The sequence below is a fragment of the Allobaculum sp. genome, from assembly GCF_047010065.1.
GTDB classification, from domain to species: Bacteria; Bacillota_I; Bacilli_A; order Erysipelotrichales; family Erysipelotrichaceae; genus Allobaculum; species Allobaculum fili.
In genome coordinates, this window is the sequence record NZ_JBKXLD010000032.1 from 1 (window position 1) to 22,045 (window position 22,045).

The window sequence follows — 22,045 nt, forward strand, 5'->3', positions numbered from 1 at the left end:
GCCTTCAGGGTACCGGTAAAACGACCGCGTCCGCCAAGATCGCCCGTTTTGCGAAAGAAAAACTCAAGAAAAAAGTCCTGCTCGCTGCCTGCGACGTCGTTCGTCCGGCTGCGATTGAACAGCTGAAAACCCTCGGCGCGTCCATTGGCGTCGAAGTCTTCTCGCTCGGCGCCGAAACTCCGGCAGTAGAAACCGCCAGAGCAGCCAAAGCCTATGCCAGCCAGAACGGCTTTGACATGATCATCTTCGATACCGCCGGCCGTCTGCACATCGATGAAGCGCTGATGGAAGAACTCAGCGAGATGAAGCAGGAAATCGAACCGCAGGATATCCTGCTGACGGTCGATGCGATGACCGGTCAGGATATCGTCACGGTAGCTAAGGAATTCAACGAAAAACTCGAAATCACCGGCCTTGTTGTAACGAAGATGGACGGCGACGCACGAGGCGGCGGTCTTCTTTCCGTTCGCTCCATCACGTCCGTACCGGTTCTCTTTGTATCGAGCGGTGAAAAAGTCGACGATCTTGAAGAGTTCCATCCGGATCGTATGGCAGACCGTATCCTCGGCATGGGCGACATGATCTCCCTGATCGAACAGGCACAGGATAAGCTCGATGAAAAAGTGGCGAAGGAATCCGCTGAGCGCATGATGGCCGGTGTCTTCACTTTCAACGACATGCTTGCCCAGTACGATCAGATTTCCCGCCTTGGATCGCTTTCCGGCGTTCTTGGCAAAATCCCAGGCATGGGCAAGATGGGCGCGAAGCTCGATGACGACAAGGTCAACAACCAGATCCTGCACTTCAAGGCCATGATCCAGTCCATGACCCCGTGGGAAAGAGAACATCCCGACTGCATTAAGAGCAGCCGCAAGATTCGTATCGCCCGCGGTTCCGGCATGAAAGTTGCCGACGTCAACAAGCTGATCGAACAGCAGAAGCAGATGTCGAGCCTTTCCAAGATGATGTCTTCCGGCATGGGCGGCCTCAACCCGTTTGCGGCGATGCGCCGCGGCGGCGGAATGCCCGGCGCTTCCAAACACGCGGGAAGCAAAAAAGTGAAGAAATCCAAGAAGAAAAAGAAAAAATAAAAATAAGCAAATACGAAAAAAAGCTCCCGTCGAAGAGATGCGCGAAAAAAAACAGACGTACAGTTCGAAAAGGGAGCTTTTTGCATGGAGGGCTGTTCCTGCTTTTTCAAACAGATCCATGCGAGAATGGCCAATACCATCCCAAAACAGACACTTTGCCTGCGCGCATTCTGAAATACCGGTTTCTTTTCCTTCTGTATTTTGCGGCGTAAGGAAAGCCGATACAATTTCTCCATATTCTCCATATAAGGGAGAAGCAAAAACGGAAAACCAGGAGAAGAAACTGCTTCATGGCGACTATACGCTGGAGCAGAAAGTCGAAATCGCAAAGTGGCGCATTGAACATGACCGGGATTATCACGCAGCCGCCAGAAAGTCTGGCTGTACGTTTTCCATGGTTTACCGCCTGAGGTTTACCGCCTGACGCGCATCGCGCACCCAGGGCTATGAAGTACTGGACAGATCATGAAAAAAGAGCAGGCAGATCCGGACTGGATTTTGTAAAAGCCGTACAGGATTCTGTTTCCAATAATACCTGGCAAATACGAAAAAACGAAGCATAAAAGCATAAAAGAAGACGAGGAGAAGACGATGAAGAAAACCCGAATCATTCGCTGGCTGCGCAAGACGTTCATGTACATGCTGCCAAGACGAAACGTACCGTCCATTCAGAATCTGGCCAGACGCTTTGAAGAAGAACTGGCGGATCGGACCTTCATTTATTCATTTAATGAAGTGGACGCGAATGGAAAGCGCAATGGGAAGTCCTTTTCGGCGCCGGTTGAATTTGAACGGTCCGGCTTCTGCCATCTCTTTTCCATCGGCTCGATCGTCAAAAATCAGCTGAGCGATCTGAGCGAATTTTCCGGCATCCGCGGCTGGAACAACATCCAGAACGGAAAGATCACGTTCGCAAAACTGGCTAAAAGCTGTCCGGAAGAGTTTCAGTACTATAAGCACGAATACGAAATGATCGAACAGATGATCGAAACGGCCAAAAATCCGCAGGCGGTCCTTTTCGATCCGTCCAAGGCGGGCAGCACAAAGCTGCAGGCCAAAGTGATTCTGTATCGCATTTACGGGGACGAAACGGTCCATATCGGTCTCGATGAAGGAAAGGACGGCTGGTTTGTGCGCAGCTATTTCATTCGAAGCAACGACCGGGACCGGGCGTATCCGACCAAATACATCGCAAAAATGACGCCTCTCGATGTGAAAGTACGTGTCAAGCATTAATGCTTGACGGCTCATTCTGATGTGGTATTCTAATCAGGCAAAAACACGAAAGGAAACATTAATCATGGTAAAACTGCGTTTAAGAAGAATGGGTAAGAAAGGACAGCCTTTCTACCGTATTGTTGCTGCGGATTCCAGAAGCCCGCGTGACGGCCGTTTCATCGAAGAAATCGGCACATATAACCCAATTAAGAAAGATGCTCCGGTTGTGCTCAACCACGAAGCTGCTCTCAAATGGCTCCAGGCTGGCGCTCAGCCTTCCGATACGGTTCGCAGCATTCTTTCCCGCGAAGGCGTAATGAAAGCCTTCCACGAATCCAAACTCGGAAAGTAAGACAATGATTGATCTGGAAAAAACCCTGTATGATCTGTGTGAACCACTGACAGATCACCCGCAGGCTCTGTCGGTCAAAACCATGGCTTCGGCCAGCGACAAGGAAATCCTGTTGTATGTATATGCCGACGACAAGGATATTGCCAGACTGATCGGCCGCAAAGGCGTTATCGCCGGCGCTCTGCGCTCCATGATGTCCGCAGCGGCACGCTCGATCCACAAGCGCATTCTTGTGAAGTTCGAAGCCTATTAATAATGACCAGAAAGCTGCAGGAAACCCTGCAGCTTTTTTCAAAGGAGAAACACGATGATTCGAATCGCAAAGATTATCAATACCCGCGGCCTGAAAGGGGAATGCAAGGTCATGCTCTTCACCGATCAGGAAGACGTGCGGTTTGCGAAAGGCAACACCCTCTACCTGGCCGATCATACGAAGCTGACCGTCGATAATTATTCGGTCTACAAAGGCTTTGGCTATGTTCGCTTCAAGGAAATCACGACCATTGAACAGGCGGAAAAGCTGAAAAACCAGACGCTGTATCTGCCCGAAGAAGAACTCGGCGAACTCGAAGAAGGCGAATACTACTACCACCAGCTTAACGGCTGCGATGTGTATACAACGGAAGGCGAACTGACCGGAAAGGTTACCGACATTCTTGAAACCGGCGCCAATCTGGTGCTTCGCGTTACCGATCCCAAAGACAGGAAGAAAAGCTACCTGCTTCCATTTGTCGAAGCCTTCGTGCGCACGGTGGATCCCGAAGAAAAGAAAATTGTGATTGAAGATATGGAAGGGCTCCGATGAAAATTTCGATTCTTACTCTGTTTCCAGAATATTTTGAAGGGATGATGAAGACGTCCATCCTTTCGCGTGCCATCGACAAAGGTCTGATTGAAGTCGAACTCGTCAACTTCCGCGACTTTACCCAGTCCAAACACGGTCACGTGGACGATACGCCCTATGGCGGAGGCGCGGGGATGGTGCTCATGTGCCAGCCGGTCCTCGATGCCCTCGAATCGGTACGCACACCGAACAGCGTCGTCGCACTTTTAAGTCCGCAGGGAAGCCGCTTTTCGCACGAAAAAGCGCTCGAGCTTTCCAAACTGGAGCATCTGATTCTTATTTGCGGCCATTACGAAGGCTTTGATGAGCGCATCCGTGCGCACGCCGATATTCAGCTTTCCCTCGGCGATTTTGTACTGACAGGCGGCGAACCGGCTGCGGCAGCAATGTGCGATGCCATTTTCCGTCTGGTGGACGGAGTGATCAAAAAGGATTCGAGCAGCGACGATTCCTTTTATAACGGTCTTCTCGAATACCCCCAGTACACCAAACCGGCTGTTTACGACGGACAGGAAGTTCCGGAAGTTCTCCTTTCCGGTCATCATGCCAACATCCAGAAATGGCGCCGGCAGCAGGCGCTCAAAAATACGCTGCTCCATCGGCCGGATCTGCTCGAAAAGGCGGATCTGTCCCGTCAGGACTGGATTTATCTCGAAGATCTCAAGGAAGAACTGCGCACCGCGGCTTCTGAAAATGAAACAGAAGCCGACGCAAAGGCAGCGGATGCAGCCGACGGGATCGATACCGTTGCAGAAGCAAACAGCAATGACTGATCCGGGATCGCTCCTGCCGATCGGTTTACAGAATTCAGGGATTTATACGTTTTAAAAAGAAGGCCTTCGCTCGATCGGAAAGCGAAGGCTTTTGTGCGTGCGCCCGTTGGAAAACCTGACCCGCTTCGGTGTCTGAAGATGCGGGCGCTTTCATCTTCTTAAGATGAAAGCTATAAAAATGAGGATAGTCTGCGCCCTTAACAAACGCTTTGGAAAGAGAGGGCCGTCATCGTATGCTCTCTTTGCGCTTAGTGTAAAAATCGTTAAGATAAGCGTATGAGTTCAAATCCGACCAGCATGAATAAGAAAAATCCAAAGAAGAGCGGATCGCGTTCCGCTTCTTCTTCCTCTATATCCAAACCGAAACCCAAGGAGGCCTCTGCCTCTTCCAGATCGGCAAATACAGCCCGATCCGCAAATACAGCCCGGACGAACGCTTCAAAAACCAGATCCGCTGCGCCCAAAAAGCCGCAGCCCGCTGGAAAGAAGTCCCGGAAAAAGGCACCGAAACGCCGTCTTCGCCGCGATCGAGTGGCCATCCTGGGTCTGTGTACAGTCCTCCTGATTGGCGGCGGCATTTACGGTCTGGCCCGTTTTAACGTGTTTTCCCGTCTGCAGGACGCCATTTCCACAAATCGGACTGCAAGCCCGAATGCAGCCCGTCATGACGATATCGTTGCCGGCATCAAGACGATGAACGCGCTCGATACCGTCGACAACGTCTCCATTCTTTCCGATGACGAACTGCGCGACTGCTTCTTTTCTTCAGAAATCGATGACAGGATCAGCGAACGCTTAAAGAAGATGGGCTATACCGATCAGATCCCGCTCGAAGATCTGCGCTATGTGCGGGTGCTTTTTTATGATTTTGAAGGCAAAGCCAAAGTCGGCGAAATTGTCGTCAATAAGGAGATTGCCGAAAAGACCGAAAACGTCTTCTACGATCTGTATACCCACCGCTATCCGATTCAGAAAATGATCCTGCCGGACGCCTACGGCACCCGCATTTCCGAATCCTTCTCCGATAACAACACCGTCGGCCTCTGTTTTGGTCTTGGCGAAGACAGCCGCGGCGACGTGCACGAGATGGGCTATGCGATCGACCTGAACCCGCTCTATAACCCGCTGATCAAGGATAACGGATCAAGTCTGAGCGTCTTCCCGATGGAAGGACAGCTGTATCTCGACCGTACGATCAACGGCGACCATTATATTTACGCTGATGACTATGCGGTTACGGCGTTCGTGAAGGAAGGCTTCGTCTGGAAAGGCGATGTCGCCGGCATGAATGACTACAAGCACTTTGAATACCCGCACGCTTCCACAACCCGCAAGCAGGTCAGTTCGCAGGAAAGCGAAAATACTGAAGCCGAAAACGCGCAGGTCGAAGAGCCGATTGTAAACGAAGAGCCGGTGGAAGAAACGCCGGATGTCGTAGAAGATCCCGGCTATGTCGATCCGGGAATCCAGGACCCAGGCTACGTCGATCCTGGCTATGATGACGGCTCGAATATCTATGACCCAGGCGTCGCTGATCCGCAGCCGGAAGAACCGCAGCCCGAAGAGCCGGTTATCCCCGATATTCCGCCAGAAGCCTGATCTTTGAAGAAAGCGTAATTTTATAAAAAGCAGAAAACGAAACCGTTCTGCACGCCTTTTGATCGCTTTGCTTCCAGGGATTTACAAAACCAATGACTTAACGGTCAGATCTGGCACTCTAAAAGCAGCAGATCCCCGTCACGCTTAACGATTTTCTCTCAGGGAAATGGATGCGTACCAGGACGGGGCCTTTCTATGTCTGGAGGGCCGCTTAAACCGCCTGCCCGACGATCTGGAAAGACAGGAGAATCACGGCTTTTTCTGCAAATTTTCCCGGACACAGAAATAGAAAATATTTGCCTGTCCCGGTGCAAAATGATAAACTTTCAACGATTCTGCGGATTCCGCTGACAGATACCATGGTTATGAATCTTCAAAAGGCAGAAGCGTGTATAAAAGGAGAACGAAATGAATCTTAACCTCGTTAACGAAGTGGCTAAGAACCAGCTTCGCAATGACATCCCGGAATTCCGTTCCGGATCCACTGTACGTGTTCACGTTCGCATCAAAGAAGGCGAAAAGAGCCGTATCCAGGTATTTGAAGGTGTAGTTACCGAACGCAAAGGCGGAGGAATCGGCGAAACATTCACTGTTCGTAAGATTTCCAACGGTGTAGGCGTTGAGCGTAAATTCCCGCTCCACTCCCCAATCATCGACAAGATCGAAGTTGTTCGTCACGGTAAAGTACGTCGTAACAAACTGCGTTACCTCAGAAACCGCTCCGGTAAGTCCGCTCGTCTTAAAGAAGTACGTCGCTAAAAACAAAAGCCCGAGATTTGAAAATCTCGGGTTTTCTTTCGCTTTTCCAGACGAATTCGGGAAAAGATTCTGTCTGCGGCCTTGTGCGGCTTTGTGTATTCGTCCGTCCTATATTGCCTTCTCGATTTGAGGAGGCTAGACTTCGAAGGACATCCCGTCATGAGCAAGTTCAAAGCGCGTGCCGGCAATCCGCTGTTCAATGGTCTGCAGATCCGATTCACTCCACTCCGGATTTTTGTGGATGAGCAGAATTTTCTCACATGGAGAATCCTTTAAGCCGTCCATTAAGCCTTCCAGAGAGGAATGCGGCTTGGCGGGATTGTCGCAGATGTCCCAGCACTCATGCAGAAGAACTTTTCCCGGACGGCCCTTCCAGTCTTCGGGATTGAATTTCGTATCGGTGGCATAGATCAGGCGGTCGTTGACCGTGATTTCATACGAAGGTGCGGAGTGCACCTGCGGGCGCAGCTTGATGTCGGTCTGGCCGATCTGAAAGTGTTCGGAAGGAAAGTCTTCGATGATCACCTGATCCGCGAAGCGATCGAGCGGACGGGAGAAAAACGGAAAACGAATCAGATCGTGCAGAAACTCGGACGTGGTCTGCGCGTACGCCAGTTTTCCTGGTCCCATCAGCCGCAGCGTCTTGCCTTTGAGATACGGAAGCAGATAAATCAGACCGTTGAGATGATCGAGATGATAGTGGGAGAAAAGAATGGTCAGCGTATCGTATTTCTTTAGAAGCTCCCTGTGCTGCGCCAGGTTGGCAGCGCCGGTTCCGGCGTCTAATAAAATGAGATTCGACTGATCTTCGATCAGAAAACAGCTGGTTTGTTCCGCACCAGGAATCCAGCCGGCGCAGCCTAAAACAGTAACGTTCATACACGCTCTCCTTGCGCAGGCGAGTATCGCCTGTCTGTTTGTATTATCGTCATTTCAAAATGCGCGGTCGACGCGTTTTTTCCGTTCTCGACAGGGATGTATAGAAAACGGGGAAGAGCGCCTTTTGATTTTTGCGCTTTTCTGCTTTTTTTAAGGTTTAGCCGCTATAGTGGAACCTGTACATCCGGCAGCGAGTGGGCTTTTTGGCCTCACATTGGACGCGCAAAAAATCTGTTTATAATAAGAGAGTCTCTTTTCGCAGTCTGTACAGGCGAATTCAGAGAAAAAAGTCAGAACGATACAAAATGACGGACGCGGCATATAAGGCCGCCGGTCCTGTATCGATTCGAACGTTTATACCCGAACCCGAACCGTCCGCAGAAGACGGAGATTAGAAATTGGAGAATCAGTATGGCTAGAAAAAAGAAACAGTATCAGTACGAAGATAACCGCACCCTGCTTGACGACATTCTGGATTTCGTCAAAGTGTTTGTGATCAGTGCCATTGTCATCATGCTGTTTGTAAACTTTATCGCACACCCCGTAACCGTTGTCGGCCACTCCATGGACCCGACGCTGCAGGATGGCGAATATGGATTTACCAGCGTGATTTCCCCGATGGTTTCGGATCCGCAGCGCGGCGATATCGTTGTGGTCAACCAGAAAAATGAAGACGGTGAGACCGAGCGCTGGGTTAAGCGTGTCATCGGCCTGCCGGGCGAAACCGTTGAAGCCAAAAACGGTGACGTTTACATTGACGGTGTAAAGCTCGATGAGAGCGCCTATCTGAAGCAGGACTTTATCGACAGCGCTCTGGCTTCCTATAAAGCCGAACACAACCAGCAGGACTACGGACCTTTCACCTTTGATTTTGGTCCCGTAACGCTGGGCGAAGACGAGTACTGGGTCATGGGAGACAACCGTATGAAATCCATGGACTCCCGTTCGCCGGATGTCGGCCCGATCACACGCGATGAAATTTTCGGAACCGGCGTTCTCGTCCTGTTCCCGTTCAACAAACTGGGGGTTAAATAATGCCTTCTTCAATTATTCAGTGGTTTCCTGGACATATGGCCAAAGCGCGCCGCCAGATGGAGGAAAACCTGAAGAAAGTGGATTTCATCATCGAAATCCGCGATGCGCGCATGCCGTTTTCTTCGGCCAACCCGCTGCTCGAAGAGCTGGCGGGAAACAAGCCGCGTCTTGTCCTTCTGTCCAAGATGGACAAAGCCGATCCGGTGCAGACGAAAGCCTGGATTGAAGCGCTGCAGAGCGATCATGTCTCCGCCATGGCGGTTGATCTGATTAAAGGCGGCTTTCGCAACAAGATCATTTCCAGAAGTCTCGAACTCAATAAGGCGCTGATTGAAAAGCAGAAAAAGCGCGGCATTCGTCCGCGGGCTTTGCGCGCCATGGTCGTCGGCATTCCTAACGTCGGCAAGTCCACCTTTATTAACGGACTCGCCGGCCGCAAAGCTGCCGTTACCGGAGACCGTCCCGGTGTCACCAAATCTCTGCAGTGGATCAAAGCCGGCAGCGATCTGGAAGTTCTTGATACGCCAGGCGTACTCTGGCCAAAATTTGACGATCCGCACAGCGGCCTGATTCTGGCCGCGTTAGGATCGATCAAGGACGATGTCGTGCACATGGACGATGTGGCTCTCTATTGCGCCGGATTCCTGTGCGAACACAATCCCGAAGCGCTGCTCAAGACGTATTCGCTCGATCGCATCGAAGAGACGCCGTGGGAAACGCTCGAAGCGGCCGCCCGCAAAAAAGGCTGGCTTCAGAGAGGATCCGTGGATGAAAACCGTACCATGCGCACCTTCATTCAGGACATCCGTTCCGGCAAGCTTGGCCGCATTACGTGGGAACTGCCGCCTCAAAAGGAAAGCGCGGACCAGACCTCTGTCTCGGATTCTTCCGAAGAAAAGGCAGAAGACGCTTCCAAACCAGCCAGTTCGGCAGAATAGGACAGTCGAGGTCCTTGTCGTTTATGAAGCATCCAATGGAAGAAGAGCTCTGGGGCCAGTATCGATACATTCTTGGCATGGATGAAGCCGGCCGGGGCCCGCTTTGCGGACCGGCAGTCGTTGCTGGCGTGATTTTTGAGCCGGGCTATGTCAACGAAGCGATCAACGACTCCAAAAAGCTTTCGGAAAAGAAACGCGAAGCGCTGTTCGCGCAGATCGTCCAGGACGCAAAAGCCTACTGGATTGTTCTCGTTTCGGAGCAGACGATCGATACGCTCAATATTTACCGCGCCTGTCAGCAGGCCATGGAACAGATTGCAGAAAAATCGCAGGCGGACTTTGTGCTGAGCGATGCGATGCCGCTGAGAAACTGCGATCATCACGAAGCCGTCATCAAGGGCGATACAAAATCGATTTCGATTGCGGCTGCCAGCATTCTTGCCAAAGTGACCCGCGATCATTACATGCTTGGGCTCGATGAAGCGTATCCCTGGTACGGACTCAAATCCCATAAGGGCTATCCGACGAAAAAGCATCTGGAAGCCATCGAACAGTATGGCGTGACCGACTTTTACCGTAAAAGCTTTGGTCCCGTCGCCCGCATTTTAGAAAAACAGGAACGTCTCACGTTATTCTGAGGCGTTTTTTTCATGGACAGGCGAATGCCGCAATTTGTCTCTTTACTGAAAATGAAATATCCTTCATCCTGTCGAATGTACGAATTGAAGAAATGACTAGTTTTGTGTTTTTAAATGGACGATTCAGACGCCTGTTCTAGTTTTGGAAGTAGTCGAATTACGGTTAAAACGTGAGCCGGCTTGAATGAGCTCGTGATACTTTCCTATCGGAAGTGGACAGGATCTCAATTCAGAACGCAAGAAAAGCAATTGCCAGATCGTCTGTGAAAAAATGAGCATTCTGTATGGAAATTTCCCATCGCAGGCTTTGAAAAATGACGTTTGGGGCGGAATCTGTTTTCATACTCTACAGGTTCCATCCGCAAAAGGACGCGCCTTAATCCGTGATCGACTCCAAAGTGCAGGAAGGCATTTGTTTTGAAACGGAATTACACTTGTCAGGAAAAGGAATTGAAACTCGCGGAATCTGATGTTAGAACTATGAACGTTTCAATAAACAGCACTCCCCTGCCGGGAAGGTGCAGACCGCTCGTCCAGAATGGCGAATTCCGGCTGCAGGTTCCTCCCGGAATTTACCCCGAAGCCGCATGGAGTGCTTAGAGAAAGGAAGGCATTCCAATTTGAAAAAGAAACTTGTTATTGTCGAATCGCCGTCCAAGGCAAAGACAATTGAAAAATATTTAGGAGACAGCTATAAAGTTGTGTCCTCCAAAGGTCATATCTGCGATCTTGCGACCTCCGGCAAAGGCGGTCTGGGAATCGATATCGAACACGACTTCAAACCGACCTACCGCATTTCCAAGGAAAAGAAGGAAGTCGTAAAAGAACTGAAAAGTCTCGCGTCGAAATCCGACGGTGTCATTCTGGCAAGCGACCCGGACCGTGAAGGAGAAGCCATCGCCTGGCATCTGGCGAGAGAACTTGGTCTTTCGACGGATGACAACAACCGCGTCACCTTTCATGAAATTACCAAGCCGGTCGTAACGCAGGCCATTCAGGATCCGCACCAGATCGACATGAACCTGGTGCGCTCGCAGGAAGCCCGCCGTATTCTCGACCGCATTATCGGATTCAAGCTGTCCAAACTGCTCCAGAACAAGATCCAGTCCAAATCCGCCGGACGCGTTCAGTCCGTTGCCCTGCGCCTGATCGTGGAGCGCGAAGAAGAAATCCGCAAATTCGTTGCGGAAGAATACTGGACGATCGAAGCCAAAGTCAAAAAAGGCAACTCGACGTTCGAAGCGTCGCTGACCAAAGTCGACGGCAAGAAAGCCGAAATCAAAAACGAACAGGAAGCTAACGCGATTCTCGAGCGGGCCAAATCCATCCCCTTTACCGTAAAGAGCGTGAGCACCCGCAAGAAAAGCAAAGCGCCAAAGCTCCCGTTTACGACGTCGACTCTCCAGCAGGAGTCGTCCACAAAGCTCGGCTACGGCGCCAAGAAGACGATGAACATCGCCCAGAAGCTGTATGAAGGTGTGGACCTCGGCGGAACGACCACCGGTCTGATTTCCTACATGCGTACCGACTCCACCCGTCTTTCTCCGCTGTTCGTAACCGATGCGGAAAACTACATCGACCGCGAATACGGTTCCGACTACAAAGGCACCGCGCACCAGAAAAACTCCACAAACGCGCAGGACGCTCACGAAGCCATCCGTCCAACGGACATCACCCAGACGCCGGACAAGGTTCGTCCGTATCTGACCAACGAACAGTACCGTCTGTACTCGCTCATTTACGCAAGAACGCTGGCTTCTCTGATGGCCGATGCACAGTTCAATGTGACCAGCGTCAAGTTCGAAGCCGACGGCTGCGAATTCAGCGCCAGCGGCCAGACGATGCTGTTCGACGGTTACACGAAGGTGTATTCCAAATACGAAAAGCAGACCAACAGCCTGCTGCCGGTCATGAAACCGGGCGAAGTGATGAACCGCGTCGAAATTTTGTCCAGCCAGCACTTCACCGAACCGCCTGCACGCTATACCGAAGCCAGACTGATCAAGACGCTCGAAGAAAAGAGCATCGGCCGTCCGTCGACGTACGCTTCGATTATCGATACCCTGCAAAACCGCAGCTACGTTACACTGGAACCGAGCAGCGAAGGCTCGAAGACCAAAGTCTTCCGTCCGACCGAACAGGGCGAACTGACCAACTCCAAGCTTCAGGAATTTTTCCGCAAGATCATTAACGTCCAGTACACCGCGGACATGGAAAAGAACCTGGACATTATTGCCGAAGGCCAGGAAGACTACGTGGAATTCCTGAAGGAGTTTTACGATGACTTCGAACCGCTCGTGGAAAAAGCCTACGAGAAGATGCCGAAGAAGGAACTTGAAAAAGTCGGCCGCGCCTGCCCGGACTGCGGAGGCGATCTCGTCTACCGCAACGGCCGCTACGGCAAGTTCATTTCCTGCATCAACTACCCGACGTGCAAATATACCGAAAACGCGGATCCCGTTTTAAACGAACTCGCGAAAACCGAAAAGATCTGCCCGGAATGCGGCAGCCACATGCAGATCAAGAAAGGCCGCTTCGGTCCGTTCTGGGCGTGCACCCGCTATCCGGAATGCAAGCACATTGAACCGCTGAAGGAAAAAGCCAAACCGAAGCCGACCGGCGAAATGTGTCCGGAATGCGGCAGCCCGCTTGTTGAACGCATCAGCCGCTACGGAAAACCGTTCGTCGGCTGCTCCAACTATCCAAAGTGCCGCTACATTAAAAAGACGCCAAAAGCCGCAAAAGACGTCGATCCGGCCCAGAGTGCTGCGGAAGACGCTGCGGTGGATGCGGCCGTTGAAGCCGCTGCCGAAGCGGCAGCGGAACAGAGCGCCGTGGCTTCCATGTCTGGAGAAAACAGCTGATGAGCGAGACGAAAGTAACCGTCATCGGCGGCGGACTGGCCGGCTGTGAAGCCGCCTGGCAGCTTGCAAACCGTTCGATTGACGTCACGCTGTATGAAATGCGGCCGATTGCCTATCCGCCTGCATTCCATACAGACGGATTTGCGGAACTTGTCTGCTCCAATTCGCTGCGCTCCGATTCGCTCAACAACGCAGTCGGCGTAATGAAAGAAGAAATGCGCCGGCTCAATTCGCTGATTCTCAAGGCAGCCGACGAAAGCCGCGTGCCCGCCGGCTCTGCACTGGCCGTCGATCGCGAGCGTTTCTCGCAGATCGTGACCGAGACGATTGAAAATCATCCAAATATTACGGTTGCACGTCAGGAAGTCACCGAAATTCCGGAAGGACCGGTCATCATTGCAGCCGGCCCGCTCTGCTCGGACAAGCTGGCGGATCAGATTCTAGAGCTGACCGGCATCGACAGCATGCATTTCTTTGATGCCGCCGCACCGATTGTCGAAAAAGATTCGATCGACTTTTCCAAGGCGTATTTCAAAAGCCGCTACGATCGCGGCGAAGCTTCCTATATTAACTGCGCGATGAATGCGGAAGAATATGACCGCTTTTATCACGCGCTGATCGAAGCGGAATGCGCGAAACTGCACGATTTTGAAAAAGATCCCAAAGTGTTCGAAGGCTGCATGCCGGTCGAAGAAATGGCACGAAGAGGCTATCAGACGCTGCTCTTTGGTCCGCTCAAGCCGGTCGGTCTCGAACGGGAAGGGGAACGCCCTGTAGCGGTTGTTCAGCTCCGCCAGGACAACCTTTCGGGTTCTCTCTATAACATCGTCGGCTTCCAGACGCATCTTACCTGGCCCGAACAGAGACGGGTGTTCCGGATGATCCCCGGTCTGGAAAACGCGGTCTTCAGCCGCTATGGCGTCATGCATCGAAACTCGTTTTTAAAGGCTCCGCTTCTGCTCGATGAGCAGTATCGCCTGAAAAGCCGCCCGGATGTGTTCTTTGCGGGACAGATCGCCGGTGTCGAAGGCTATGTGGAAAGCGCCGCGTCCGGACTGGTGGCCGGCATCGCAATGGCCAGACAGCTCAAAGGCGAAGAACCAGTTCTCTTTGGCCGCCAGACGGCTATCGGGTCACAGGCCTACTATATTTCCCATGCCGATCCGAAGCATTTCCAGCCGATGAACGCCAACTTCGGCATCTTTGAACTGACCGAAAAGGTTAAGAAAAAAGAGCGCAAGGAAAAGCTTGCTGCCAATGCGCTGGCTCGAATTGACGAAGTGGCCGCTCTGGTCAATGCGGATCAGCCCGCAAAGGAAAATGGATCGGCCGACGACTCAAAATAGAAACGGCCGAAAAAAGAAACAAGAACGAGAAGCAAGAATCAGACGTAAGAACCAGACGCAAGAACTAGAAGTAAGAACCAGAAATAAGAACATAAAATTCCAATAGAAAAGGGGCGGCAGAAAATGGATACAGTCAAAAACAGAACGGAGGATTCCGTTTCGGCCGCACCTCTTCAGCCTACGGGTTTAGAAAATGAAAAAATGGATGAACGCATTCAGGCGTTCATCCGTTTTCAGTATTACGCCAACTCGCGCTCTGACGCATCGAGCCAGGCGTATTTGCACGATCTGGGTCAGTTTCAGGACTGGCTGAACCGGCATCACTTAAGCGACCTGCAGGCCGACCGGCTGGCCATTCTCGAATTTCTGGCGGATCTGCGCCAGAGTCCGCAAAACGAAATGCTTTCCAATTCGACAATGTGCCGCAAGCTCAGCACGCTGCGCTCCTACTATCACTGGATGCTTGAAAGCGGCCGCATGGAGCAGGTACCTATTGAAGGCATTCACGGCTTCAAGAAAGAAAAGAGTCTTCCGGAATTTCTGTTTGTCGAAGAAGTCCGGGAATTTCTCAGCGGCTTTGATCTGTCCAATCCGCTTGAGTTTCGCGATCAGGTACTGTTTTCGCTGATGTACGCGTGCGGTCTTCGTGTGTCGGAAGCGTGTTCGCTGATGTGGGAGCAGATCCGTCTGGATCAGCGCGTACTGGTCATTGTCGGCAAGGGAAAGAAGGAGCGTGTGGTTCCCATTGCCAAATGGCTCATACCGCTGCTTTTGAAATATCGAGCGCAGTCTGCGGGGAAGGGACTTCTGTTTTATAACAAGAACGGAAAGCCGCTGACGCCTCGCGGCGTGCAGTACCGTATGCAGAGCCACGCGGATCGCATCGGCATGAACATGAACGTTCATCCGCACATGCTTCGCCATTCGTTTGCCACCCATCTGCTCGACGGCGGGGCCAATCTGCGCGTCGTCCAGGAACTGCTTGGACACTCTTCACTGTCGACGACGCAGGTGTATACGCACGTTTCCACAGAGAAACTGCAGAAAATCTGCGAGAAAGCTTTTGAAGACTTCATGGTCGACGAGAAGACGTCCTGATTTTTCACGTTCTGTCTTCGTACAAAATTTTGTCTTCGTACGAATTTCTTTCTTAGTACTTCAGGCTTCCGTAATGACTGTATTCGGCTTTGCGGAAGCTTTTTGTTTTCTGGAGAAAACAGAAGTTTTTTCGTCGAAAAAAAGGAATTCGGACTGGACTCCAGCTGCAGCACGCCGGTGAAATCCGGCTTTCGCACTTTACGTATGAACTTTTCGGACGGTAAGTGTCTCAATCCTTGAGATCTGAAAAGGGCTTTGCTATAATGCTCATTGCGGTTTTAACCGCGGATTACATTACACACACCCTGAATTCGGATGCCCGTGCATGGAAATGTTGCATCCCTTTGAAAGGGTGGAGGACTAACGGAAAGGACAAACTATGTCAAACATTGTATCCATGAAGAAGATGCTGGAGAGCGGTGTTCACTTCGGACACCAGACCCGCAAATGGAACCCAAAAATGAAACCGTATATCTATACGTCCAGAAACGGGCTCTACATCATCGACCTCAACAAAACTCTTGAACAGGTAGAAAATGCCTACAACGAACTGAAAGCCATCTCCGAACGCGGAGGAAAAGTTCTCTTTGTTTCCACAAAGAAACAGGCTGCTGAAATCATCGAAGAACAGGCTCTTCGCTCTGGTTCCTTCTATGTAAACAAACGCTGGCTGGGCGGTCTGCTCACCAATTTCCGCACCATCCAGAAACGTATCAAACGTCTGGTTGAAATCGAAGAAATGGAAGCCAGCGGAAAACTCGAAGTTTACACGAAGAAAGAACAGGCTCAGATCCTGAAAGAAAAAGCGAAACTCGAATCTTCCCTTGGCGGTATCAAGGAAATGAAAAAACTTCCGGATGCCATCGTTATCGTTGACCCGAAGGAAGAACACATCGCTGTACTCGAAGCTAAAAAACTGGGTATCCCTGTATTCGCTCTGCTCGACACCAACTGCGATCCAGAAGATGCAGATTTCCCAATCGCTTCCAACGACGATGCAATTCGCTCCATTAAACTGCTCACAACCATTCTTGCAGACGCTATCGTAGACGCAAAAGGCGGCCTGCTTGAAATCGCATACCTCGACAATCCTGAAGAAGATGTCAACATGGAAGACGTTGTCCGCAATGTTGAAGCTCAGATTGCTGAAAACGAAAGACGCCGTAAAGCCCGTATTGAAGAGCGTCGTAAAAGAAATATGGAACGCCGCAATGCTGGCAAGCGTCCTTACGGCAACCGTCCGGGCTACAGAGGTTCAAGAGACGGCCAGGGCCCAAGAGGACCAAGACCAGAAGCTAAAGCTGAAGCAAAAACAGAAGAAAAAACTGCTGAAAATACAGCCGCTTAGTCGGACAGAAAGAGGACTGAACTATGGCTATTACTGCTAAACAGGTAAAAGAACTCCGCGAAAAAACCGGCGCGGGCATGATGGACTGCAAAAAAGCCCTGACTGAAACCGACGGTGATATGGAAAAAGCCATTGACTGGCTGCGTGAGAACGGTATTGCAAAAAGCACAAAGAAAGCTGGCCGCGTTGCTGCTGAAGGTCTGACCCGCGTAGCAACAGACGGAAATACCGCGGTCATCTTTGAAGTAAACTCCGAAACTGACTTCGTTTCCAAAAACGATCAGTTCCTCGAACTGCTCAACACCATCCAGGGTGTTCTGCTCGAAAAGAAACCGGCTACTGTAGAAGAAGCCCTCGAGATCGTTACGCCTTCCGGCACCATCAACGACCTGATCGTTTCCGCTACAGCAACCATCGGTGAAAAAATCACTCTGCGTCGTCTCGTTATCGTTGAGAAGACAGACGATCAGATCTTCGGCGCTTACATGCACAACAAAGGCGCTATCTCCGCTCTTGCAGTAATGAGCGGCGGAAGCGAAGAAGTAGCGAAGAACATCGCTATGCAGATTGCTTCCATGCGTCCAAGCTACATCAGCCAGGCTGACGTACCAGCTGACGTACTCGCTCACGAAGAAGAAGTTCAGAGAAAGATCATCGCAGAAGATCCGAAACTGCAGGGCAAACCTGAAAAGATGATTGCCGGCATCCTCAAAGGAAAAGTCAGCAAGCACTTCCAGGATGAATGCCTCCTCGATCAGGAATTCTTCCTCGACTCCAAGAAGAAAGTTAACCAGTATCTCAAAGAGAATGGTGCTTCCGTTGCTGAATTCATCCGCTTCCAGGTTGGTGAAGGCATCGAAAAGAAAGAAGAAGATTTCGCTGCTGAAGTTGTTGCCCAGATGGCAGCTGCGAAGTAGTCGATCGCTTCCAGTTTCAAATCTATCCTGAATCAAAAAGAACCCGCGCAAGCGGGTTTTCTTTTTGAAACGAAGGATTTCTCTGGTGAAAAAGAAAATCGCCAATCTTCCATAAATCTTTTAAAATGTTCACATTTTGCGGACGCAAAATGGATAGATGTAAATCATATTTCAAAAGACGGCGGAATCGAAACGGTTTCTGCCTGTCTTTCTAGACAGAACGGACATTTTGAACAGGAGCCGATCGCATGCAATTTCTTGCATTTCGTGCGCCGGCCTGATAAAATGTTTAGTCTTATTAACTTGAAAGCAATATACGTGTTTGATCCTTACAGGATGTTCAAATTCGTTAAGCCATAGAACAAACACGGGAGGAACGTATGATCGACAAGATAAAGGCTCTGCTGATTAAATATAAAGAACTCATTCGCTATGCGTTCTGGGGCGTATTTGCGACCGCGACCAATATTCTCGTCTACCATATCAGCTACGATCAGATGCACATTTCCAATACCGCCAGTAACATTCTTGCCTGGATTGCGGCGGTTCTGGTGGCGTACATCACGAACAAGCTGTTCGTCTTCAATTCCCGTCATCAGGGATGGAAGCGGGATATCCGTGAATTCGTTTCCTTTGCGGGATTTCGCTTCGTTTCCGAAATTTTCGATTTGGCGATCATGTATTTCGCGGTCGATATGATGAACTGGCCGGCACTGTTCTGGAAAGTCATCGCCAATATCATCATCATCGCCCTCAACTACTTTTTCTCCAAAACCATTATTTTCAAGAAGAGCTAGATTTCTGGATGCCTCAGGGCATCCTTTTTTTATCCCCCTTCAGAAGGAAAGTACGCAGAACTGCGGCATAAAGAAACACAATACGAAGAAGCCTGGTCAGAACATGCGCTGTCTGAAGGACCGCCAGAACTCGTAAAGACAAGTGGGCCCATACGATCGATTCCCTTGGACCAAACGTTTGAAATGGAAAATCGGTTAATGCACAGCGCGGACAATTACCGGCACTTTGTTGATTTCTCAGGGGTGCAACGCTACATATATAAGTAGAGCCCTTACATTTTTTGAGCTTCGATTAAAGAGAGGTAATTGAAAATGAAAAACGCAAAGCGGTTTTTTGAGGTTTGCCAGCAGCAGATGGCAAAATCTCTGGAGCAGGAAGAGGCGATCGATCAGGCTGCAGAAATGATTGCTGAATCCATGGCCGACGGCGGCGTGCTCCACGTGTTTGGCGGCGGTCATTCCCAGATGTTTGGCGAAGAGCTGTGCTACCGCACCGGCTGTCTGGTTCCGGTCAATGCTATTCTGGTTCCGCAGTATGCCATCTATCCCGATATTCGTCTGTGCCAGATTATGGAACGTCTGGAAAACACGGCGGATAAATGTCTGGAAGGCTTTGTGACCAAGCCTCAGGACATCATGCTCATCGTATCCATTTCCGGACGCAACCCGGCAGGAATCGATATGGCGATTGCTGCGCATAAGAAAGGCATGAAAGTCATCGCCCTGACGTCTCTGGACTATACGAACAAATACGCTTCCCGCCACTCCTCCGGCCTGAAACTGAAAGATGTCAGCGATCTCGTTCTGGATGCCTGCGGCATTGAAGGCGATGCCGTTCTGGAAGACGAGCGTCTGCCCGAAGGCGTACGTTTTGCTTCGCCCTCGACCATTGTCGGCATGCACCTTCTGATCGGTATCATGGCGGAAGTCGTTGACCGTCTGCTCGATCGCGGCGTGGATCCGGAAATCTGGGTATCCGGCAATGTGGATCATGGCGACGAATGGAACAGCAAGTATCTCGAGAAATATCGCGGACGCATCGATATTCTCTAAAACACCGCATTTCAGAATATCGACCTGAAAGTCTTAAGGTTTTGAGGATCGACGAAATCCGGCTGCCCCCGGCTTCTGGCTGTCCTTCAAACGGATCATTCCATAGACTTCAAGATTTCTGACGCAGAGCCCCTATTTAACCGGGGCTCTGCGTCTTTTCTGTATCGGAAAAGGAAGCGGAAGAGGTGTGGAAAAAGGGAGCGGCCGGCTTGTTTTCCAGAATGGAAAACGGGCGGATCGAACCGAACAACGCCCGCAAAAATGACGCAGGAAAAAGGGAAGAATCGTTGTGAAATCGTACAAAACTGTCATAAATGCGAAGGATTATGGAAAGAAAACACCTGAACAGATTGACAGGAAGCGATTACAAAAATGTACGGGCTTACATTAATGCGAGGATGAAGACCGGCTTTACAGATTGTGGTAAATTCTTCCTTATGAGAAAAAGGATCAGTCAAATTCAGGAAAGTGACGGCCAATGGCCGAGGCCGATGGCCCTTACAAACGCTTTCCTTCACATAAAAAATAAGAGTACAGATGACGTACAGGCTTCCTCTTCCATGGATGAGTGGATCATGATCGCGGGATCCGGTCTTCTTTTCCTGCCCTTTGAATACGCGACGGCAATACTGGCCGTTGTCGTTCTGATCGCGGCGTGTAAAGGAAAACTGATATCCTCAATTGCAAGACAGCCTGGCGCTTTCTGGATTTATACGTTCGCATCCCTTCAGATGCTTTCCTCGCTGGCCAGCGGAAACGGCATGGGAGTTCTCAATTCCGCGGGAACGTTTATCATCGCCATGAGCGTGGCGCTGATCTGCCCGATACTCAATCCGAGGACGCTGAAAATCGGCATGCAGGCGACCGGCGTTCTTTCCTGCCTGGCTGCGCTTGGCGGTTTCGCGGAGTTCAGCCATCTCGTGGGCATCCATCAGATGAGTCTGCTGGACGGCCTCATGCAGATGCCGGAATTCGCGCGTATTCGCCTGACGTTTTATAACCCGAACCTGTATGCGGCTATGGCCGTTTTCTTCCTGGCGATCTGTCTGTATCTGTTTCTGGATACGAAAAAAGCCGAAGGCAAGCTGTTCTGGGCAGGTGCCTCCATCCTGAACTTATGTGCCCTGTATCTGACGGGCAGCCGCATGGCGCTCGCTCCGGCCGTACTCTTCGTTCCGGTTTACCTGTTCTTTAAAAAGAGTAAAAAGCCGTTCTGGATCAGCATCGTTCTGCTAGGCGTTCTCGGCGTTCTGGTTCTTCTCTTCCCGCATCTGATTCCGCGGCTTGGCGAGATGAAATCCGTCGATGCCCGCATCGGAATCTGGCAGGGCGCGATCGAAGGCATTTCGCAGAACTGGCTTTTTGGCGGCGGTCCGCAGTATTACGACATGATCTGGCGCCAGCTGATGACACCGCCCGCGCCGCACGCCCATAATCTGATCCTCGATCTTCTTCTCAATTCCGGACTGGTCGGCACGCTCGTTATCTGCGTCTATGCCAGCAATGTGTTCAAGGCTGCCTGGGATATGAAAGGCAACGCCGATCTTCCGTATTATCGTCCGCTCGTTCTCTGCCTCACTGGCGCTGTCCTGATTGAAGGCCTTGCGGACTGCACTGTTAACTTTCCGGCACCAGCTCTCGTTCTGCTTACTGTTATGAGTCTGCCGGTTTACCAGAGTCAGGAACAGAGCGCACCGGCCTTTACCGCCGTATCCGTTCCTGTCCGTCCGGTCTATACCGCTCCGATTTCCGCTTCCGCCAGCCGCTACACCTACAGCAAGATGCTTCCTGCTGTCTCGCAGCCGGTGCAGGCGGTCAGTCCTTCCAGCCCGGTCAAACCGTATCCATATTCGTCCATACGAACCGGGCCGCCGGGATCCTGACATAGATAACCTGGATGGAGAAAACCGGACAGACAAATATTTACTGATCCTGAATCCTTTACGTTTCCAGCCGCTTTTAAAGGGCTGGATTTTTTGTCTGGAAAGACAGCAGCCCCTAGCTCTACTGGTGCTGTTAAGGACCGCGAATTCCCCGGTTCGATAGGCTGGAAACGGGGAGGGATTTTCCGAAAGACAAAACGAAAAAAATTTGCCCAAGGCTGGAATTTACTATTTCAATTTTCTAATTCCGGCTTACGAGAATAAAATGCTTGACCAGAAGGGGAAATCTCTGATTAAATAAGAAAGCTGTTTGCGCAAGGAAACAGCGCTTGAAATCAACTCGTGAAAATATTTTAAAAATTCACAAATAATGCTTGCATCGCTTCGATGCCCGTGTTATTATAGTTGAGCGCTGAGGGGAATTGCTTCTCTCAGTCGTCAAATCACCTTTAGATATCGAAGAAAGCAGCTTAAGTGAAATTATTAAAGAAATTCACAAATAACTGTTGACAGAGATTTCTGATGATGATATGATAAGCAAGCCTTGTGAGAGATATCGAGTTTCTCACAAACAGATGGCTCTTTGAAAACTTTACAGACAGATCAAGAAATT

Annotated in this window: 20 protein-coding genes; 19 read left to right on the plus strand and 1 reads right to left on the minus strand. The window is 50.7% G+C overall.

All coding sequences use genetic code 11. The features are described from left to right. From ACLUYS_RS04305 to rplS, 8 genes are all read left to right on the plus strand, one after another. A partial coding sequence (locus tag ACLUYS_RS04305) for a signal recognition particle protein (RefSeq protein ID WP_412659216.1) occupies positions 1-1,091 on the plus strand: 1,091 nt, incomplete at its 5' end. Positions 1,092-1,682: 591 nt separating this feature from the next. Continuing rightward, complete coding sequence (locus tag ACLUYS_RS04310; RefSeq protein ID WP_230267346.1) at positions 1,683-2,327, plus strand: PBECR4 domain-containing protein; 645 nt, start codon at positions 1,683-1,685, stop codon at positions 2,325-2,327. Positions 2,328-2,388: 61 nt separating this feature from the next. Next, positions 2,389-2,661, plus strand: a complete 273-nt coding sequence (gene rpsP, locus ACLUYS_RS04315) for a 30S ribosomal protein S16 (RefSeq protein ID WP_230267367.1) — start codon at positions 2,389-2,391, stop codon at positions 2,659-2,661. A gap of 4 nt (positions 2,662-2,665) precedes the next feature. Then, positions 2,666-2,914: a KH domain-containing protein gene (locus ACLUYS_RS04320; RefSeq protein ID WP_230267347.1), complete on the plus strand. Its 249-nt coding sequence runs from the start codon at positions 2,666-2,668 to the stop codon at positions 2,912-2,914. A gap of 54 nt (positions 2,915-2,968) precedes the next feature. After that, the gene (gene rimM, locus ACLUYS_RS04325) at positions 2,969-3,466 is read left to right on the plus strand and encodes a ribosome maturation factor RimM (RefSeq protein WP_230267348.1); all 498 of its coding nucleotides are present in this window, start codon (positions 2,969-2,971) and stop codon (positions 3,464-3,466) included. After that, positions 3,463-4,278, plus strand: coding sequence for a tRNA (guanosine(37)-N1)-methyltransferase TrmD (trmD, locus tag ACLUYS_RS04330; protein WP_230267349.1), 816 nt, complete (start codon positions 3,463-3,465; stop codon positions 4,276-4,278). The genes rimM and trmD overlap by 4 nt, the downstream gene beginning before the upstream one ends. A gap of 276 nt (positions 4,279-4,554) precedes the next feature. Continuing rightward, a complete protein-coding gene (locus ACLUYS_RS04335; protein WP_412659217.1) occupies positions 4,555-5,877 on the plus strand; it encodes a M15 family metallopeptidase in 1,323 nt (440 codons plus the stop codon). Positions 5,878-6,285: 408 nt separating this feature from the next. Next, positions 6,286-6,636 carry a 50S ribosomal protein L19 gene (gene rplS, locus ACLUYS_RS04340; RefSeq protein WP_230267351.1) on the plus strand — a complete coding sequence of 117 codons (351 nt, stop codon included), beginning with the start codon at positions 6,286-6,288 and terminating at the stop codon, positions 6,634-6,636. Between the two features lie 135 nt (positions 6,637-6,771). Here the strand turns inward: rplS and ACLUYS_RS04345 are convergent, their stop codons facing one another. Next, positions 6,772-7,515: an MBL fold metallo-hydrolase gene (locus ACLUYS_RS04345; RefSeq protein WP_230267352.1), complete on the minus strand. Its 744-nt coding sequence runs from the start codon at positions 7,513-7,515 to the stop codon at positions 6,772-6,774. A 411-nt stretch (positions 7,516-7,926) separates the two neighbouring features. Here ACLUYS_RS04345 and lepB point away from each other — a divergent pair, with 411 nt between their 5' ends. The 11 genes from lepB (at position 7,927) to ACLUYS_RS04400 (ending at position 21,432) form a co-directional block, all read left to right on the plus strand. Further along, positions 7,927-8,550, plus strand: coding sequence for a signal peptidase I (gene lepB, locus ACLUYS_RS04350; RefSeq protein ID WP_288339120.1), 624 nt, complete (start codon positions 7,927-7,929; stop codon positions 8,548-8,550). Further along, the gene (gene ylqF / locus ACLUYS_RS04355) at positions 8,550-9,488 is read left to right on the plus strand and encodes a ribosome biogenesis GTPase YlqF (RefSeq protein ID WP_230267354.1); all 939 of its coding nucleotides are present in this window, start codon (positions 8,550-8,552) and stop codon (positions 9,486-9,488) included. The genes lepB and ylqF overlap by 1 nt, the downstream gene beginning before the upstream one ends. A 35-nt stretch (positions 9,489-9,523) precedes the next feature. Next, positions 9,524-10,126 carry a ribonuclease HII gene (locus tag ACLUYS_RS04360; protein ID WP_289068836.1) on the plus strand — a complete coding sequence of 201 codons (603 nt, stop codon included), beginning with the start codon at positions 9,524-9,526 and terminating at the stop codon, positions 10,124-10,126. Positions 10,127-10,746: 620 nt separating this feature from the next. Continuing rightward, a complete protein-coding gene (gene topA, locus ACLUYS_RS04365) occupies positions 10,747-12,990 on the plus strand; it encodes a type I DNA topoisomerase (protein WP_288875654.1) in 2,244 nt (747 codons plus the stop codon). Continuing rightward, positions 12,990-14,336 (plus strand): methylenetetrahydrofolate--tRNA-(uracil(54)-C(5))-methyltransferase (FADH(2)-oxidizing) TrmFO, encoded by a 1,347-nt coding sequence (gene trmFO, locus ACLUYS_RS04370; RefSeq protein ID WP_230267357.1) that lies wholly within the window; start codon positions 12,990-12,992, stop codon positions 14,334-14,336. Before topA ends, trmFO begins: the two co-directional genes overlap by 1 nt. 201 nt (positions 14,337-14,537) lie before the next feature. Then, on the plus strand, positions 14,538-15,434 hold the full coding sequence (locus tag ACLUYS_RS04375; RefSeq protein WP_230267358.1) for a tyrosine-type recombinase/integrase: 897 nt from the start codon (positions 14,538-14,540) through the stop codon (positions 15,432-15,434). A gap of 379 nt (positions 15,435-15,813) precedes the next feature. Beyond that, positions 15,814-16,782, plus strand: a complete 969-nt coding sequence (gene rpsB, locus ACLUYS_RS04380; RefSeq protein ID WP_230267359.1) for a 30S ribosomal protein S2 — start codon at positions 15,814-15,816, stop codon at positions 16,780-16,782. 23 nt (positions 16,783-16,805) lie between these two features. Next, the gene (gene tsf / locus ACLUYS_RS04385; RefSeq protein ID WP_412659220.1) at positions 16,806-17,699 is read left to right on the plus strand and encodes a translation elongation factor Ts; all 894 of its coding nucleotides are present in this window, start codon (positions 16,806-16,808) and stop codon (positions 17,697-17,699) included. Positions 17,700-18,079: 380 nt separating this feature from the next. Beyond that, positions 18,080-18,496, plus strand: coding sequence for a GtrA family protein (locus ACLUYS_RS04390; RefSeq protein ID WP_230267361.1), 417 nt, complete (start codon positions 18,080-18,082; stop codon positions 18,494-18,496). A 312-nt stretch (positions 18,497-18,808) separates the two neighbouring features. Further along, a complete protein-coding gene (locus ACLUYS_RS04395; RefSeq protein WP_255658219.1) occupies positions 18,809-19,549 on the plus strand; it encodes a sugar isomerase domain-containing protein in 741 nt (246 codons plus the stop codon). Positions 19,550-20,109: 560 nt separating this feature from the next. Continuing rightward, complete coding sequence (locus ACLUYS_RS04400; protein ID WP_242745287.1) at positions 20,110-21,432, plus strand: O-antigen ligase family protein; 1,323 nt, start codon at positions 20,110-20,112, stop codon at positions 21,430-21,432. Positions 21,433-22,045 lie beyond the last annotated feature (613 nt).